Here is a 14,853-nt window from a genome sequence, read left to right as displayed (position 1 = left end):
AGGAGTCGGTACTCAGGAGCGAACAGCGGTCAGGAGTCCGTAACGGAGCTGCGGAACCTCGCAGAAGAACCATTCGCCCAGGTCGGCGGCTGTCTGCCAGTAGGACGCCGCCTCGCCGTCGGAATCGCGTGCGGCGTCCCGCCAGCCGCGGACCATGCTGTCGTAGCAGCGCCGGACGTTCTCGGTGATGTCGGTGTGGTCCACCACCTCCAGTCCGGCCTTCCGCAGCAGTTCGCCGTACCTGTCGTCGCTCAGCGAGAACTTGAAGTACGCGTACGCGTCGGCCATGCGGGCCGCGTCCGGACCGCTGAGCTCGCCTTCCAGACCGTGTTCGGCGATGACCAGCCGTCCACCGGGGCGCAGGACCCGTGCGATGTGTCCGAGCGCCGCCGCCCTGTCCTTCATGTGCATCAGGGACTCGATGGCGTACGCGCCGTCGAACGTCTCGTCCGCGAAAGGGTTCTCCATGGCGTCGGCCAGCCGGAACGTGGCCTGCCCGGGAAGGTCCGGCGGCTGGGGGCGGCTGTTGGCCACGTCCACCTGGTAGTCGCTGACGCTGATCCCGGTGATGTGCACGGCATGGTGGGCGATGATGCGCGCCGCGGTGCTCCCGTGGCCGCATCCCACGTCGAGCAGGTGCTGGCCCTCGGCCGGGGCGAGACGTTCCGCGACAAGGTCCGTCAGCCGGTCGGTCGCCACCTGCATCGAACTGTCGTCCACCGCGTCGTCCCAGTAGCCGACGTGGATGTTGCCGCCGAGCGCACGGTCGTACACATCTGTGTGGCGGTCGTAGAAGGTTCCCACTTCACCGGACGTGTGACGGTGCTGCGTGAGCATCGGTGGCCTTTCACGGTTCGTCGAGTCGCCGGCCGGGGCCGCGGACGGGGTCCGCCGACCTGTACGACCGGACTTGGGGTGCTACGGGTGGTAAACGAGTCGATCATGACAAACAAGGCGCGTCGCACGGGGTGGACGACCCTCGGCTTCACCTCTTCGGCGGCGCGGTCATCACCCACGTGCCGGAACGGGCGCGTGTCCGGGCAGCCGTGAACGGGTGGGCCTGGACAAGAGCCGCAACCGCACTCCGGGTGCCGCCGCCGGTCGGGCAGGGGCACTTCGGAGTGCGGTCGCGGGATCAGCTCACCCGGAGCCGGTCAGACATACCCGAACCGGTCAGACACGCCCGAAGAACAGGCTGCCCGGTGCGTCCGGGTCGTTCGAGAGGAAGTGCTCACGGACGGCGCGGATGAACTCGTAGCGCGAGATCGAGCCGTCCCCGTCGGTGTCCAGTTTGGTGAACATGTCCATCGCGTCGGGTGCTTCGCTCTTCCACACGTCCCGCAGGAAGCGGGCGAACTCGGCCTTGCTGATCTCGTTGTCGCCGTCGACATCGATGACGTCGAAGATCGCGTGGCCGCCGCCCTCGGTGACGTTGAGCCGGCTGGTGTCGATCACCGCGAGGCGGTTGGCGATGACGAACTGGTCCTTCGTGAGCCGGTCCCCGTCCACCCCCGCGTGCCGCAGCAGCTCCAGCCAGTAGATCTGGCAGAAGGTCTGGAGAGCCCTGGCCCGGCGGTCGTTCTTGTCGAGCTTGTACGCCTGGATGTAGCGGTCGGCGAGCTTCTGGTAGTCCGTCCAGTCCAGGTAGCCGTCGTTGTTGGCATCCATGGTGTCGAAGGTGCGTTCGAGCTTGGTGGTGATGACGTCCTGCACAGCGGCAGTCATGCGTCCTCCTCGGGAGGTGTGGGGGGTGTCACGGGAAACCATTCCTTGACCTGCGACGGAGCGCACCTGCCGACGACCGCCCGCCCCGGTCTTTTCATCCCTTCGACTGATCCGCATCCTTTCGAGGCGTGCGTCCCGCACCGCTCGACACGCGCGCCGAGGCGGCTCGTCGAGAGCGGACCGCCTCTACTGTGGGACGGCCGATACCGGCCACGGCCGGACAAAACGGAAGCCGACTGTGTGGCCCGCGGCCGTCACGGCAGGTGGGCGGAGTGGCTCGCCTGCGGATCGCCGGACACGGTCCTGTCCGCGTCCACGTCCTGAACTGGAGTGAACACGTGTTGAAATCGTCGGGTCCGACGCCACCCGCAGGCCGGTTCGTACTGATCACCGGGGCCTCTTCCGGCCTGGGGGAAGCTTGCGCACTTCACCTGTCCCGGGTCGGTTTCCACGCCCTCGCCGGGGTGCGCCGGCCCGAGGACGGAGAACGGCTGCGCAGGGCCGCCACCGGCCGGCTGACCCCGGTGATCATCGATGTGACGGACGAGAAGTCGGTCCAGACGGCCGTGCACGAGGTTTCCGCGCTGACCGGCGAGGCCGGGCTCCGGGGGCTGGTCAACAACGCGGGCATCGCGGTCACGGCTCCGCTGGAGTGCGTACCGGCCGAGCTGATGCGCAGACAGCTCGACATCAATGTGATCGGTCAGGTGCAGGTGATCCAGGGCTTCCTGCCGCTGCTGCGGGCCGGCGCCGGCCGGATCGTCAACGTGTCCTCGGGCCTTGGGAACGTCGCTCTTCCCTACCTCGGAGCCTATGCCGCCTCCCAGTTCGCCAAGGAGGCACTCAGCGACACACTCCGCCGCGAGCTCGCTCCGCAGCGCATCCCGGTCGTGGTGATCCAGCCGGGGGCCGTCCTGACCCCGCTGTGGGGCAAGATGTCCGATACGGGCAACCGGGCGCTGGACAGCGCCCCGCAGGCGGTCCAGGAGCTCTACCGGGACTCGTTCCTCGGCTTCATGGAAGCCAACGAGACCTCCGCCCGGAGCAGCCGCACAACCCCGGACGACGTCGCCCGGGCGATCTTCCGGGCGCTGGTCGCGGCGCGGCCGAGGACCCGCTACACCGTCGGCCGGGACGCGACCGGCAGCCGCGTACTGTCCAGGCTGCTGCCCGACCGTGCGCTGGACCGCGTCTTCGGCGGCACCTCCGTATGGACGAACCTCAGGAACTGAGCACGCTGTTCACGGAACGTGCGACGAGCGGGCGGCGGCCTGTCGCTCCCCGACGACGGGGACCCGCATCGCTCACCTCCTGGAGCATCGCCCCAGGTTACTGGGGTCGCCCCGCCCGGCGACCGCAACCGGGGGGCGACGGCCGGAGCGGCGGCGCGGAGCCGTGGCCGGGACGGGTCGTGCTCGCGGCGGTCCCGCTGTCAGCCCCCTGTCGGCCCGCTGTCGATCAGGTCAAGAAGTCGCCATTCCCTGAACGGCACGCACGGCCGGACCGTACCTCTGAACAGATCCAGATCATGTCCGCTGAAGGGAAGGCCAGCATGACCAGCGAATCGCTTCACCCCGCACAGGCACCGGCCCGGCGCACCGTCGTGGCGGCGGTCGGCGCGGCAGGACTCGCCGTCGCGCTGACCGCGTGCGGGGCGGACGACAAGGCCTCCAACACCGTGGGCTCCGGCAACGGAACGAGCGGCGGGACCTCGGGCGGCGGCACCGGCGCGGCCGGGAACGCGGGCGGTACGGAACTCGCCAAGACCAGCGACATCCCGGAGGGCGGCGGCAAGGTCTTCGCCGACCAGGGTGTCGTGGTGACCCAGCCGGCGGCGGGCACGTTCAAGGCCTTCTCGTCCAAGTGCACCCACCAGGGCTGTGCGGTCAAGGGCATCGCGAACGGTGTCATCACCTGTCCCTGCCACGGCAGCCAGTTCTCCGCCACCGACGGCAGCGTGAAGAAGGGGCCGGCGACGAGCGCGCTGGCCGCCGCGAACATCACCGTCGACGGGGACTCGATCAAGCTCGCCTGACCGCAGGCCGCCAACCGGTGACCGCTGACGGCCGGCCTCTCGGAAGGTCAGCGTCAGCGGCGTCGTCGCTTGAAGCAGGCGAGCACGTCGTCGGTGGTCGTGATCGTGGCGACCAGCGCCAGCGTGTTGCGGACCATCGCGGGGGTGTACTCGGAGGGCACCCCCGCGATGGCGTCCGCCGGCACGACGACGGTGTAGCCGCGGTTCACCGCGTCGAACACGGCGTTGGGGATGGCGATGTTGGCCGAGACTCCGGTCACGACGAGGGTGCGGCAGCCCAGGTTGCGCAGCAGCGGGTCGACGTCGGTGCCCGCGATCGGCGACAGACCGTGCAGCCGGCGTACGACGAAGTCCTCCTCGGCGACTTCGATGGGCGGCGCGATCCGCACCGCCGTCGTGCCGGTCAGCTGCTGCACCGGCAGCCGCTCGGCCGCACGGAACAGCCGGGCGTTGCGGTTCGCGCCACGGCCGTCCGGGCGGCGCTCGGCGACCGCGTGGATCACCTGCACCCCGCTCTCGTGCGCGGCGTCGACCAGCCGGGCGACATGGGTGAGCGCTCCGGACGACCGCGCCTCCCTGGCGAGTTCGGGGAGCGCGCTGTCCGGGCCCACGACACCCTGTTGGCACTCCACGGTGAGCAGTACCGTGCCGATGGGGTCGAGGAGTTCACTGAGTTGTTCGAACGACGGCATGGCTCTCCTTGTCGTCGCGGGTCGGGACGGGCGAGGGTAACGACCATTGCGTGAGGACGGAAGACGCCTCATGCTTTCCTGACGGAGCGTCAGGATTCCAGAAGAAGAGGGGACCGTATGGCCGTCACACAGCGCAGAGGCCGGAAGATCATGATGACTCCCGGTGAACTGGACGAGTTCCTCACCACCCAGCGCACCTGCCGCGTCGCCTCCGTCTCGAAGGACGGAGTCCCGCATGTGAGTGCGCTCTGGTTCACCTGGGACGGCACCTCGCTGTGGTTGTACTCGGTGGTGCGCAGCAAGCGCTGGGTGCAGTTGCGGAACGACCCGCGGGTCGCGGTGGTGATCGACTCCGGTGAGGAGTACGGGGAGTTGCGGGGCGTCGAGCTGTCCGGCACGGTGGAATTCGTCGGCGAGTTCCCGCGCACCGGGGAACTGTGCGCCGAACTCGACGTCCCGGAGACGCTGTTCGCCCGCAAGAACTTCGGCCTGGAGGAGATGCCGCACGACGGCCGGCACGCCTGGATGCGGCTGACACCGGACGCGATCGCCTCGTGGGACTTCCGCAAACTGCCTCCCCTGTAGGGCCCGTTCGGATCATCCTTCTCCGCCGCTACTCGACGGCCTCACCGGCCCTGCGCAAGGCGTCCACCGCCGCCCTGATCGACGGCCGGCGGTCGGCGTCGGCCCGCCACACGACGTAGACATGGCGGCGCACCCGCTGACGGACCGGCACCGTGACGACTCCCTCGGGCATCGGCCGGCGCCCGAGGAGCGGGGCCACGCACACACCGAGCCCGGCGGCGACGAGTCCGAGCTGGGTGTGCGTCTCCCCGGCGCGGTGCCCGATGCGCGGTTCGACGCCCTGGGAGCGCAGCGTGAGCATCAGCCACTCGTGGCAGAACTCGCCCTCGCCCCAGGTGATCCACTCGTCGTCGGCGAAGTCCCCGAGGTCCACCTCCTCGCGGCCCGCGAGCCGATGGCCGGCCGGCATCGCCACATCGGCAGGGTCCTCGAGGATCGACGCCTTCACCAGGCCGTCGGGCAGCGGCATCGGCTTGTTGTACCAGTCGAGCACGACGGCCAGGTCCAGGTCCCCGCGCACCACACCCGCGACCCCGGCCTCCGGTTCCAGCTCACTGGAGCGCACCCGCAGGCCGGGGTGGTCGGTGCGCAGTTCGGCGAGCGCCGCCGGGAACAGTCCGCGCGCCGCGGTCGGGAACGCGGACATCCGCAGCTCACCGACCACCTGACCGCGCTGGGCCTCCAGGTCGGACTGTGCGAGCTCGACCTGGGAGAGGATGCGCGCCGCGTGATCGGCGAGGAGCCGCCCGGCGTCGGTCAGCCGCACTCCCCGGCCGTTCTTGGCGAGCAGTTGCTGTCCCACCTCGCGCTCCAGCTTCGACATCTGCTGGGAGACGGCGGAGGTGGTCACGTGCAGCCCCTCGGCCGCGCCGCTCACCGAGCCGTGCCGTGCCAGGGCGTCGAGGGTGCGCAGTCGCTCCAGGTTCAACATGTAAGCAATGCTACGAGATATCGCTTGAGTATTCTCGCTTGTGCTACGAGATTGTTCTGCCGCATGGTTGACCCCATGAGCACCGTCGCCTCCCCACGCCCCGTCACGCCGACCGGCGTCGCACCCCGCCGCCGCACCGCCCTCGACTGGCGGATCCGCTTCGGCGTCCTCTCGCTGATCTGGGGCTTCAGCTTTCTGCTCATCAAGGTCGGCACGGAGGGCTACGCGCCGTTCCAGGTCACCTTCGGGCGGCTGCTGTTCGGGACCGCGGTGCTCGCGGCGGCGATGGCGGTGAAGCGGGAGCGGCTGCCGCGCGGCGCGCGGACGTGGGGACACCTCGCGGTCGCGGCCTTCCTGCTGAACGCGCTGCCGTTCTCCCTCTTCGCCTACTCCGAGCTCACCATCCCCTCGACGCTCGCGGGCATCTGCAACGCGACCTCACCCCTGTGGGGCATGGCTCTCTCCCTGGTGGCCCTGTCCGAGGACCGGCCGACCCGGCGCAGAGTGGCCGGCCTCGGCCTCGGTTTCCTCGGCGTGCTGACGGTCCTCGGTGTCTGGCAGGGCTTCCACGGCCTGGACGCCACGGGCACGACCATGGCCCTGCTGGCCTCGCTGAGCTACCCGGTCGGCTGGATCTACGTCCGCCGGACCCTGGCCGGCACCGGCGCCTCGCATCTGTCGATGACCGGCGCGCAACTGCTCCTGGCCACCGTCCAACTGGCCTTCGTCACCCCGCTGTTCACGACGCTGCCGGACCGTGTCGCATGGGTGCCGCTGCTCGCGATCGCCGCCCTGGGGGCGCTCGGCACCGGTCTGGCCATGCTCGTCCAGTACGGCATCGTCGCCGAGGTCGGCCCGACGACGGCCCAGATGGTCACGTACTTCATCCCGGTCATCGCCACCGCCGCCGGTGTCGCGATCCTCGGCGAGTCCCTGGCCTGGTCGACGCCGGTCGGCGCGGTGATCGTCCTCGCGGGCGCGGCCCTCACCCAGGCGAAGCCACGCCACTGACCCCTCACACCACCCGTCGTCCCGGCCCTCCGCGCCACGCGAGGTCCCGCCCCTCCCACGAGACCCGCGCTCCGGTCCCCGCGACACCTGGCCCAGGCCCGCACGCCACCGTCGCGCGGGCTCCGCGACTCCCGTCATACGGGCCCCACGCCACCCGTCGTCCCGGCCCTCCCACGAAACCCGCAGTCCGGTCCCCCGCGACCCCAGGTGCCAGGCCCGCACGCCACCCCTCGCGCGGTCCCCACGCCACCCGTCGCGAGGGCTCCGCGACTCCCCGTCGTACGGGCTCCGGCGGGCGCCTCAGACGTATCGGCGGGCGGGCGCCGGCCCCACGGCGGACGCCACGGCGTCCGCGAGCGGCTCGGTGTCCTCGGGCCGAAGCGTCGAGACGGTGATCCGGATGCCCGGCGGAGCACTCGACCGGAAGCGGGCGCCGGGCGCGACCGCCCAGCCGGAGTGCAGTAGCCGGGAGACGGCGCCGGTCTCGTCCGGGACGGGGATCCAGACGTTCATCCCGCTGCGCCCGTGCGCCTCGACCCCACGCGCCTTCAGGGCGTCGATCAGGCCGTCGCGACGCGCCGCGTACGCGGCGGCCACGGCCCCCGCGTCGACCGCGCCGGAGGTCCACAGGTGGACCACGGCCTTCTGGAGCAGGCGGCTCACCCAGCCGGGCCCGAGCCGCTGCCGACCGTGCACACGGTCGACGGTGACGGGGTCGCCGGTGAGCACGGCGAGCCGGAGATCGGGCCCGTACGCCTTGGCGACGGAACGCACGAAGGCCCAGCTCTGCGTGACCCCGGCGAGGGGATGCAGGGGCAGGTCGACGATCTGGTGGCCGTGGTCGTCCTCGATGAGCAGGGTCCCTGGGTAGTCCCGGAGCACGGAACGCAGGTCACGCGCACGGCGGGCGGTGACGGCGGCGCCGGTGGGGTTCTGCGCCCGGTCGGTGACGATCAGGGCCCGCGCGCCGGCGGCCAGCGCGCTGCGTACGTCCGCGGGAAGCGGACCCTCGTCGTCGACACCGACGCCGACCGTACGCAGCCCGAGCGCGGGGACGAGATCGAACAGGCTGCCCCAGCCGGGGTCCTCGACGGCCACCGCGTCGCCGGGCCTGAGATGGGCCGTCAGGACGCGCTCGATGGCGTCGAGCGATCCGGAGGTGACGACGACGGGCCCCTCGGGCACTCCGTCCGCGTCGAGGCCGGCCCGGGCGAGGCGCTCCAGCTCCGGTTCGACGGCGTCCTCGCCGTACTGCACGGGATGCCGGTCGGACTGCCGGGCCGCCGCCGCGAAGGCCCCGGCGAGGGCGGGCAGCAGAGCGGGATCGGGATTGCCCTCGCCGACGTCCCGGACGCCCTCCGATACCTCGACGCGAAGGTACTCACGCCCCGTGGTGGCCGGCTTCGGGCGCACCCGGCTGCCACGCCGACCGGCGGTCTCGATGACCCCCCGGTCGCGCAGCGTGCGGTAGGCGGCCGCGACCGTATTCGCGTTGACCCCGAGCTCCTCCGCCAACTCCCGCATGGGCGGCAGCAGTTGACCCGGCTCCAGATCCCCCGACCCTACCGCCCGCTCGACACTGGCGGCGATGTCGGCTGCGCGACGCCCCTCGATCCGATACTCTCCTAGCACAAAAGAGATTATGCACTAGTGCAATGGAGAAGGCAATGCCGGAGACGAGCACCCAGCCGAGGACAACGGGGTCCGCTGCCTACACCCCGACCGACCGCACGGTTCCCACCCGCGCCAAGGAACGCGCCGCGTACGACCACGAGCTGGTGCACGCGATACTCGACGAGGGGTACGTCGGCCACCTCGGCTTCGTCCGCGACGGAGCGCCGGTCGTCCTGCCCACGCTGTACGCACGGGTCGGCGAGCGGCTCTACGTGCACGGCTCGACGGGTTCGCGCCCGCTGCGGATGACCGGCCAGGCCGATCCCGGGCTGGCCGTCTGCCTGACCGTGACCCACGTCGACGGGCTGGTGCTGGCCCGCTCGGCCTTCCACCACTCGATCAACTACCGCTCCGTGGTCGTGCACGGCATCGCCCACCAGGTGACGGATCCCGACGAGAGGCGCCTGGCGCTGGACGCGCTGGTCGACCACGTGGTGCCGGGCCGCTCGGCCGACTCCCGCCCCGCCAACGCCAAGGAACTCGCGGCCACCGCCGTGATCAGCCTGGATCTGGACGAGGTCTCCGCGAAGGTGCGCGGCGGCGGCCCGAACGACGAGCCCGAGGATCTCGGCCTCCCGTACTGGACCGGCATCCTCCCGCTGACCAAGGGATACGGCACCCCGGTCCCGGCGGACGACCTGGCCCCGGAGATCGAACTGCCCGGCTACCTGACGGCGCCGTGAGCGCGCCCGGCGTCGTCCAGGGCCTCATCCAGGACGTGGGCCGGGACGCGGACGGATGAGCCGGGTGCGGGCCCGCACGGTCTTGTGCGCGGCCCGCACCCGGCCCAGGCGGACCCGCGCGACCGGCGACCGGGCGCCCCGGAGGGGCACCGGCCCTCCCGTGCCGGACCGGTGCTGGTCCTTCGTCAAACAGGCGCCACCGCCCTCGTGGGCCGCGCCCCGGCGCCGCCGCCCGTCTCGGGCCTCACACGAGAAGCGCCTCCTCCGGGACCGCGCGCCGTTCGGCCCCCACGGCCCGCGCCTCGGCGACCGCGAGTCCGGCGACCGAGCCGAGCATCAGCAGGGTGCCGGCGAGCGTCGGCAGGGTGAGCCGCTCGCCGAGCAGGCCGACGGCGAGGACGGCCGCGCTCACCGGCTCCAGGAGCATGATCACGGACACGGTCGCCGAGCGGACGACGGCGGCGCCGGCGAAGAACAGGGCGTAGGCCAGCGCCGTGGGGACGGCGGCGATGTACGCCAGCAGGGCCAGCACATGAGCCGGCTGGGCGGCATGCGGGATCAGCCCCTCGGCGAGCCCGAACGGCAGCAGGCAGACGGTGGTGACGGCGAACGTCCACACCGTCGTGCCGGAACCGTCGACGCGGCCGTCGCGCCCCCACCACCGGGTGAGCAGCGTCATCGCCGAGTATCCGGTCGCGGAGAGGACCGCGAGCACGACACCCCAGGGCCGCACGGTGGCACCCTCGCCTCCCAGGACCAGGACGCCGAGACCGGTCAGCGCCCCGACGGCAGCGGCACTCCCGCCCCGGCCGATCCGCTCCCCCATGGTCAGCCGCGCACCGAGTGCGATGAGGACGGGCCCGGCGCCCAGAGTCACGACGGTCGCCACCGCGAGGCCGGTCGCCTCGACGGCGGCGAAGTAGGCGGTCTGGAAGACGGCCAGCCCGAGGCCGGTCAGACCGATCCGCAGCGCTTTGCGGCCGAGGGGCTCCCGCACGGCGGGGCGGCGGGCGCGCCCGTCGGGGCGAAGGCGTGGACGAGGGCGCAGGCGTACGGCGAGCAGCAGGGCGAGTCCGCCCGCGCAGCGCCAGAAGGAGAGGGCGATGGGTCCCATGTCACTGGCCCGGTAGACCAGTGACGCGGCGGCGCCCGCGGTGCCCCAGGCGGCGCCGGCGACGATCAGATAGAGCAGGCCTCGCCCGACGGGCAGGCCGACAGCGGTGTTCGACACGTGTTCTCTCCGCAGATCCGCAGAAGTTCAGAAGTTCAGGAAGGGACCGCGTCGCAGCCCGTGCCACGGGGGCAGGGGCGTACGGAAAGGTCCTCGGACTTCTTCTGCGGGCAGCGCCGTTCCGCCCGGCGCGTGGCCGGGCCGGTGTTCCGGTACGCCCGCCTCAGGCGGCCGGAGGCGGAAGAACGAGCGTCGCAGGCATGATCCGCACCCTAGACGGCCGTTCCGTGGGTCGACAACTCCCTTTCGGCGTCGCCCGGCCCGCTCGCGACCGGCCCCTGCGAGGGCTTCGCCGGGGCCGACGACTGCGCGATGAACGCACCGAGCAGGACCACCGCGCCGCCGACGATCTGCGGAGCCGAGAGATGTTCGCCCAGCAGCACCCAGGCCAGGACGGTGGCGATCACCGCTTCGAGACAGGCCACGACGCCCGCGACCTGCGGGGAGAGCCTGCGCACCGAGAGCACTCCGGTGACGTAGGCGACGACGGTGGCGACGAGCACGATCCAGCCGAGGAGCAGCGAGGCGGGCACGGACGTCCCGTCCATGTCCGCGCTGCCTCCGAGGACCGACCAGTCCATGGTCCAGGGGCGGGCGACCGCCGTCAGGACGAGGGTGCCGACGAGCAGCCCGTACGCGATCACGCCCAGCGGGTCGGGTGCCTCGTCGCCCGCGTCGCTGCCCTGGTCGGACAGGACGAAGTAGCCGACCTGACAGCAGGCGGCGCCCAGCGCGAGCAGGAGTCCGACCACATCGAAGCCAAGCCCCGACCACACCTCGACCACGCAGGCGAGTCCGCCCGCCGCGAGAACGACTCCGAGCGCGGCGGCCCGCGTGACGGGCCGCCGCTGCACGAAGCGCACCCAGCCGAGCACCAGCGCGGGAGCGAGGTACTCCACGAGGAGGGCGACGCCGACGGGGATGCGGGATATCGCGGCGAAGTAGAAGGCCTGGACACCGGCCACACCGAGCAGTCCGAAACCGGCGAGCAGCGCGGGGCGGCGCTTCACCAGCGCCCGGTGCCGCACGGCGAGCGGCAGCATGACGAGGGCGGCGCCCGCGACCCGCAGCCACACCACGTGGAGCGGGTCGAGCCCTGCCTCGATCAGCGGCTTGGCCGCGACACCCGAACCACCGAAGGCGACAGCCGACACGAGCGCCAGGGTCAGGCCGACGCCTCTTCCGTGGTTGGCCTGATTCCCCATAGACGTATGCACGGGCACATGATGACAGGCGACGACATGACCGTCACCCCCGATGACACCTGTCTCAGCGACTGGACTCCGGCACCCGGTCGCGACGACGACCGGCCGGCCCGCACGACAGAACGCGGGCCGACCGATAGGCACGCCTGACAGAACGCGGGCCGACCGATAGGCACGGCTGACAGGACGCGGGCTTCCGGGTTCCCGCGCTCCCCCTTTCCCCGCGCGCCCGCTCTGCTCTCGCGCGCTTACTCCAGGGCTCCCGGACTCCAGGACGCCTCCGGAATCTCAGCAGCACGCGTCGCCGCCGCTCACGCACTCCTCGTGGCCGCGCTCGATCCGCTCCAGCAGCGGCCGGAGCTCGACCCCGGCGTGCCCGAGGACCTCGAGGGCCCGCGACCGGGGATCGGTGAGGAGCGCCGCCAGCAGGTCGAGACCACGGGCCCGCTCGTCGCCCCGCAGCACGGCACGCTCGTACGCCTCCTCCATGGCACCGGCCGCCACCGGGGACCAGTTCCCGCCGGCCCCCATCGGCCCTGCGCCGGAGTTCTCGACGGCGCTCTGCCAGCGGAGTCCGTAGCCGATGCTGCGCTGCACGAGGTAGCCGAGCAGCCGGGCGATCTGCGGCCCGGCGCCGAAGACCGCGCGCACCTCCGGGTCGGACTCGAGCAGGGAGTGCAACAGATGGGCCGTGTCGATCTGCCGGTCCCCGTCACGCAGCGCTCTTCTGCGCGCGCCGGAGACCACCGAGGCCAGCTCCTCGCTGAGTCCGGCATCGGTGCCGGGGTGGTTCGGGCCGCTCGCGGCGGCGGACTGCCGGGGGATACGGGATGGCACAACCCCTACCCCATCAGCCTCGCGGCGCCGGGTCATCCACGGCGGGCAGCATCTTCAGGTCCGACACAGGGTGGGCATTCCTGTGCGGTTCTCCTCCTTACGGATGACTTCGCGCCGATTTCCCCCCGAGGCGCGCGCCGCCTTCCTTCGCGCCCCCTCGGCCGGCCGGGCCGCACCGGAGCCCGCCCGCCGGACCTCGGCGCACGGCCGACCCTCCGGGCATCCCGGCACGCGACCCGCCGCCCCCCTCCACAATTCCTGACGGTTCATCAGTATTGAATGTTCCAGAGCCTGGGGCTACGTTCCGCGACACCGTAGCTGCGCCGGGCGCAGCGCCCGACACGAAGGGGTGGTCGCATGGCCGAAGTCAGCGCGGAAGCACGTATCGAGGCGCCCGCCGAGAAGATCTGGGCCCAGCTCACGGACTGGTCCGCATACGGCGAGTGGAACGCCACGCACACCAACTTCCCAAAGGGCGGCCCGGAGAAGCTCGAAGTGGGCGGCACCTTCGCGGAGAACATGAAGCTCATGGGCTTCCCGGCCGAGGTCACCTGGACCATCGAGGAACTGGAGCCCGGACGGACCCTGGCCATACGCGGCAAGGGCCCGATGTCGGTGAACGTCACCACGCGCTACACGCTCACCCCCGACGGCGACGCCACGTCGGTGCGCATCGACGGTGAGTTCACGGGTGCGGCCGTCTCGCTGATGGCCGGCAAGCTCAAGGACTCGGCGACGGCGGCCCTCGACGAGTCGTTGCGCAAGCTGGCCGGGCTGGTGGCCTGAGTCCCGCACGTCCCCGCGTCGCACGAGGCGGCGCCCGGCGCTCCGTATGCGGAAAGGCGCCCCGCGGAAACACTTCCGCGAGGCGCCGGCAGATACCACAGCACGCCGTCAGTCCTCGTCGGCGAGGATCAGGTACAGCTTCTTGCGGGCTTCGTTGATGACCGCCAGCGCCTTGTCGCGCTGGCCCTTGCTGCCGGTCTTCCAGACCTGGCCGAAGGCCTCCATGAGACCGAAGCCGGCCTGCCGGATCTCCTGCAGCGACTCCCAGTCGACCCCGCGCCCGGCCTCTTCCCACGGCGCGTCGGGACCCTCGTCGGCCGCGCTGCGACCGGACTCGGTGAGCGAGAACAGCTTCTTGCCGCCCTCGGCCTCGCTGGTGATCAGGCCTTCGTCCTCCAGCAGTTGAAGGGTGGGGTAGACCGAACCCGGGCTGGGCTTCCATGCCCCGCCGCTGCGCTCGGCGATCTCCTGGATCATCTCGTAACCGTGCATGGGCCGGTCCTTGAGCAGGGCGAGGATCGACGCGCGTACGTCGCCGCGCCGCGCCCGCCCGCGCGGTCCACCCCGGCCGCCGCGCCCGCCCCAGGGACCCGGGCCGAAGCCGGGTCCACCGAAGCCGGGGCCGCCGGGACCACCCGGCCCGAAGGGCCCGAAAGCCCCCCGCAGCCCCTCGAAGCCGCCCCGACCTCGATGGCCGGGTCCGCCGTGGTGTCCATGTCCGTGTTCGTGCTCGTATCCGAAGTCTTCTCCACGGGAACGCATCGCAATCACTCCATTCCATCGTTGATCGGTCGCGATGCGTCAACGATATATCGGAAGCGTTCGCATGACAACCCCCTTCAAGGGGGCGACCCGGTCGACCTGTGCCAGTGATCGGTGATCGGCGATCGGTGATCGATTGGCCGTAGCGTCGCGTCCGTTCGCGGTCGTCGATGCGGAGGCGGCGGGTGGGTCGCGACTCGGGACGTCTTTTCCGAGGATGAGCTGGTTCGGCTGCGTACGTTCCCGGAAGTCGGGCGCTCGGAGTTGATCCGTCACTTCACGTCGGCCGGGCCGGACGAGGCGTTGCCGCGCAAGTTCCGGACCGGTCGTAACGTGCTCGGCGCGGCGATGCAGTTACGCACGCTGTCCTGGTTGGGGTTCGTGCCGGACGAGGTGAGCGGCGCGCCGTCGGCTGCGGTGGGCCGGCTGTCGCTGCGGCTCGGCGTGCCGATGGGTGAGCTGCGCGGGTACGGCGAGAGGGAGCGGACGCGCACCGATCATCCGCGGGAGGTGGTCGCGTACGGCGGCTGGCGGGTACTGGATCGGGGCGAGTGGAAGGACCTCGATGAGTTCCTGTTCGCGCGGGCAATGGAGCACGATTCCCCGAAGCTGTTGTTCCGGCCGGCCTGCGAATACTCGCCGGCAACGCCGCCATCGGCGCACTCCGCATCACCGGCGTCACCGACATCGCCGCCG

The 14,853-nt window shown here is 71.5% G+C and carries 15 protein-coding genes and 1 pseudogene; 7 read left to right on the top strand and 9 right to left on the bottom strand.

Features of this window, described 5'->3' with window-relative positions:
* Positions 1-12: 12 nt before the first annotated feature.
* Both ACIQRL_RS15770 and ACIQRL_RS15765 read right to left on the bottom strand, forming a co-directional pair.
* Positions 13-837 (bottom strand): methyltransferase domain-containing protein, encoded by an 825-nt coding sequence (locus ACIQRL_RS15770; RefSeq protein ID WP_401331785.1) that lies wholly within the window; start codon positions 835-837, stop codon positions 13-15.
* 336 nt (positions 838-1,173) lie between these two features.
* On the bottom strand, positions 1,174-1,725 hold the full coding sequence (locus tag ACIQRL_RS15765; RefSeq protein ID WP_401331784.1) for an EF-hand domain-containing protein: 552 nt from the start codon (positions 1,723-1,725) through the stop codon (positions 1,174-1,176).
* A 320-nt stretch (positions 1,726-2,045) separates the two neighbouring features.
* Between ACIQRL_RS15765 and ACIQRL_RS15760 the strand changes: the two genes are divergently transcribed.
* Together ACIQRL_RS15760 and ACIQRL_RS15755 are read left to right on the top strand one after the other, a co-directional pair.
* Complete coding sequence (locus ACIQRL_RS15760) at positions 2,046-2,957, top strand: SDR family oxidoreductase (protein WP_401332385.1); 912 nt, start codon at positions 2,046-2,048, stop codon at positions 2,955-2,957.
* Positions 2,958-3,277: 320 nt separating this feature from the next.
* The gene (locus tag ACIQRL_RS15755) at positions 3,278-3,760 is read left to right on the top strand and encodes a Rieske (2Fe-2S) protein (RefSeq protein ID WP_401331783.1); all 483 of its coding nucleotides are present in this window, start codon (positions 3,278-3,280) and stop codon (positions 3,758-3,760) included.
* 53 nt (positions 3,761-3,813) lie between these two features.
* On the opposite strand, the gene ACIQRL_RS15750 is transcribed toward ACIQRL_RS15755, so the two are convergent.
* Positions 3,814-4,452: a cysteine hydrolase gene (locus ACIQRL_RS15750; RefSeq protein ID WP_401331782.1), complete on the bottom strand. Its 639-nt coding sequence runs from the start codon at positions 4,450-4,452 to the stop codon at positions 3,814-3,816.
* Between the two features lie 117 nt (positions 4,453-4,569).
* Between ACIQRL_RS15750 and ACIQRL_RS15745 the strand changes: the two genes are divergently transcribed.
* On the top strand, positions 4,570-5,037 hold the full coding sequence (locus ACIQRL_RS15745) for a pyridoxamine 5'-phosphate oxidase family protein (RefSeq protein ID WP_261704113.1): 468 nt from the start codon (positions 4,570-4,572) through the stop codon (positions 5,035-5,037).
* Positions 5,038-5,065: 28 nt separating this feature from the next.
* On the opposite strand, the gene ACIQRL_RS15740 is transcribed toward ACIQRL_RS15745, so the two are convergent.
* Positions 5,066-5,968: a LysR family transcriptional regulator gene (locus tag ACIQRL_RS15740; RefSeq protein WP_401331781.1), complete on the bottom strand. Its 903-nt coding sequence runs from the start codon at positions 5,966-5,968 to the stop codon at positions 5,066-5,068.
* Positions 5,969-6,043: 75 nt separating this feature from the next.
* Between ACIQRL_RS15740 and ACIQRL_RS15735 the strand changes: the two genes are divergently transcribed.
* Positions 6,044-6,979 carry a DMT family transporter gene (locus ACIQRL_RS15735; protein WP_401331780.1) on the top strand — a complete coding sequence of 312 codons (936 nt, stop codon included), beginning with the start codon at positions 6,044-6,046 and terminating at the stop codon, positions 6,977-6,979.
* 300 nt (positions 6,980-7,279) lie between these two features.
* Here the strand turns inward: ACIQRL_RS15735 and ACIQRL_RS15730 are convergent, their stop codons facing one another.
* Positions 7,280-8,611, bottom strand: coding sequence for an aminotransferase class I/II-fold pyridoxal phosphate-dependent enzyme (locus tag ACIQRL_RS15730; protein ID WP_401331779.1), 1,332 nt, complete (start codon positions 8,609-8,611; stop codon positions 7,280-7,282).
* A gap of 35 nt (positions 8,612-8,646) precedes the next feature.
* On the opposite strand from ACIQRL_RS15730, the gene ACIQRL_RS15725 reads away from it, so the two are divergent.
* The gene (locus ACIQRL_RS15725; protein ID WP_401331778.1) at positions 8,647-9,336 is read left to right on the top strand and encodes a pyridoxamine 5'-phosphate oxidase family protein; all 690 of its coding nucleotides are present in this window, start codon (positions 8,647-8,649) and stop codon (positions 9,334-9,336) included.
* Between the two features lie 244 nt (positions 9,337-9,580).
* Here the strand turns inward: ACIQRL_RS15725 and ACIQRL_RS15720 are convergent, their stop codons facing one another.
* The 3 genes from ACIQRL_RS15720 to ACIQRL_RS15710 all read right to left on the bottom strand — a co-directional run bounded on the left by ACIQRL_RS15720 (position 9,581) and on the right by ACIQRL_RS15710 (position 12,609).
* Positions 9,581-10,567, bottom strand: a complete 987-nt coding sequence (locus ACIQRL_RS15720; RefSeq protein ID WP_401331777.1) for a DMT family transporter — start codon at positions 10,565-10,567, stop codon at positions 9,581-9,583.
* 212 nt (positions 10,568-10,779) lie between these two features.
* Positions 10,780-11,790, bottom strand: a complete 1,011-nt coding sequence (locus tag ACIQRL_RS15715) for an EamA family transporter (protein ID WP_401331776.1) — start codon at positions 11,788-11,790, stop codon at positions 10,780-10,782.
* A 270-nt stretch (positions 11,791-12,060) separates the two neighbouring features.
* The gene (locus tag ACIQRL_RS15710) at positions 12,061-12,609 is read right to left on the bottom strand and encodes a Clp protease N-terminal domain-containing protein (protein WP_401331775.1); all 549 of its coding nucleotides are present in this window, start codon (positions 12,607-12,609) and stop codon (positions 12,061-12,063) included.
* A gap of 357 nt (positions 12,610-12,966) precedes the next feature.
* Between ACIQRL_RS15710 and ACIQRL_RS15705 the strand changes: the two genes are divergently transcribed.
* Positions 12,967-13,395, top strand: coding sequence for an SRPBCC family protein (locus ACIQRL_RS15705; protein ID WP_401331774.1), 429 nt, complete (start codon positions 12,967-12,969; stop codon positions 13,393-13,395).
* A gap of 108 nt (positions 13,396-13,503) precedes the next feature.
* Here the strand turns inward: ACIQRL_RS15705 and ACIQRL_RS15700 are convergent, their stop codons facing one another.
* Positions 13,504-14,157, bottom strand: coding sequence for a PadR family transcriptional regulator (locus ACIQRL_RS15700; RefSeq protein WP_401331773.1), 654 nt, complete (start codon positions 14,155-14,157; stop codon positions 13,504-13,506).
* Positions 14,158-14,292: 135 nt separating this feature from the next.
* On the opposite strand from ACIQRL_RS15700, the pseudogene ACIQRL_RS15695 reads away from it, so the two are divergent.
* Positions 14,293-14,781 (top strand): annotated as a pseudogene (locus ACIQRL_RS15695) (DUF4158 domain-containing protein); the annotation flags it as partial.
* Between the last annotated feature and the right edge of the window lie 72 nt (positions 14,782-14,853).

Origin of the sequence: Streptomyces sp. NPDC091209 (assembly GCF_044757755.1) — a bacterium.
In the GTDB taxonomy this organism is placed as follows: Bacteria; Actinomycetota; Actinomycetes; order Streptomycetales; family Streptomycetaceae; genus Streptomyces.
Note: the sequence above shows the minus strand (reverse complement) of the source record. Positions and strands in the feature narration are given on the sequence as shown.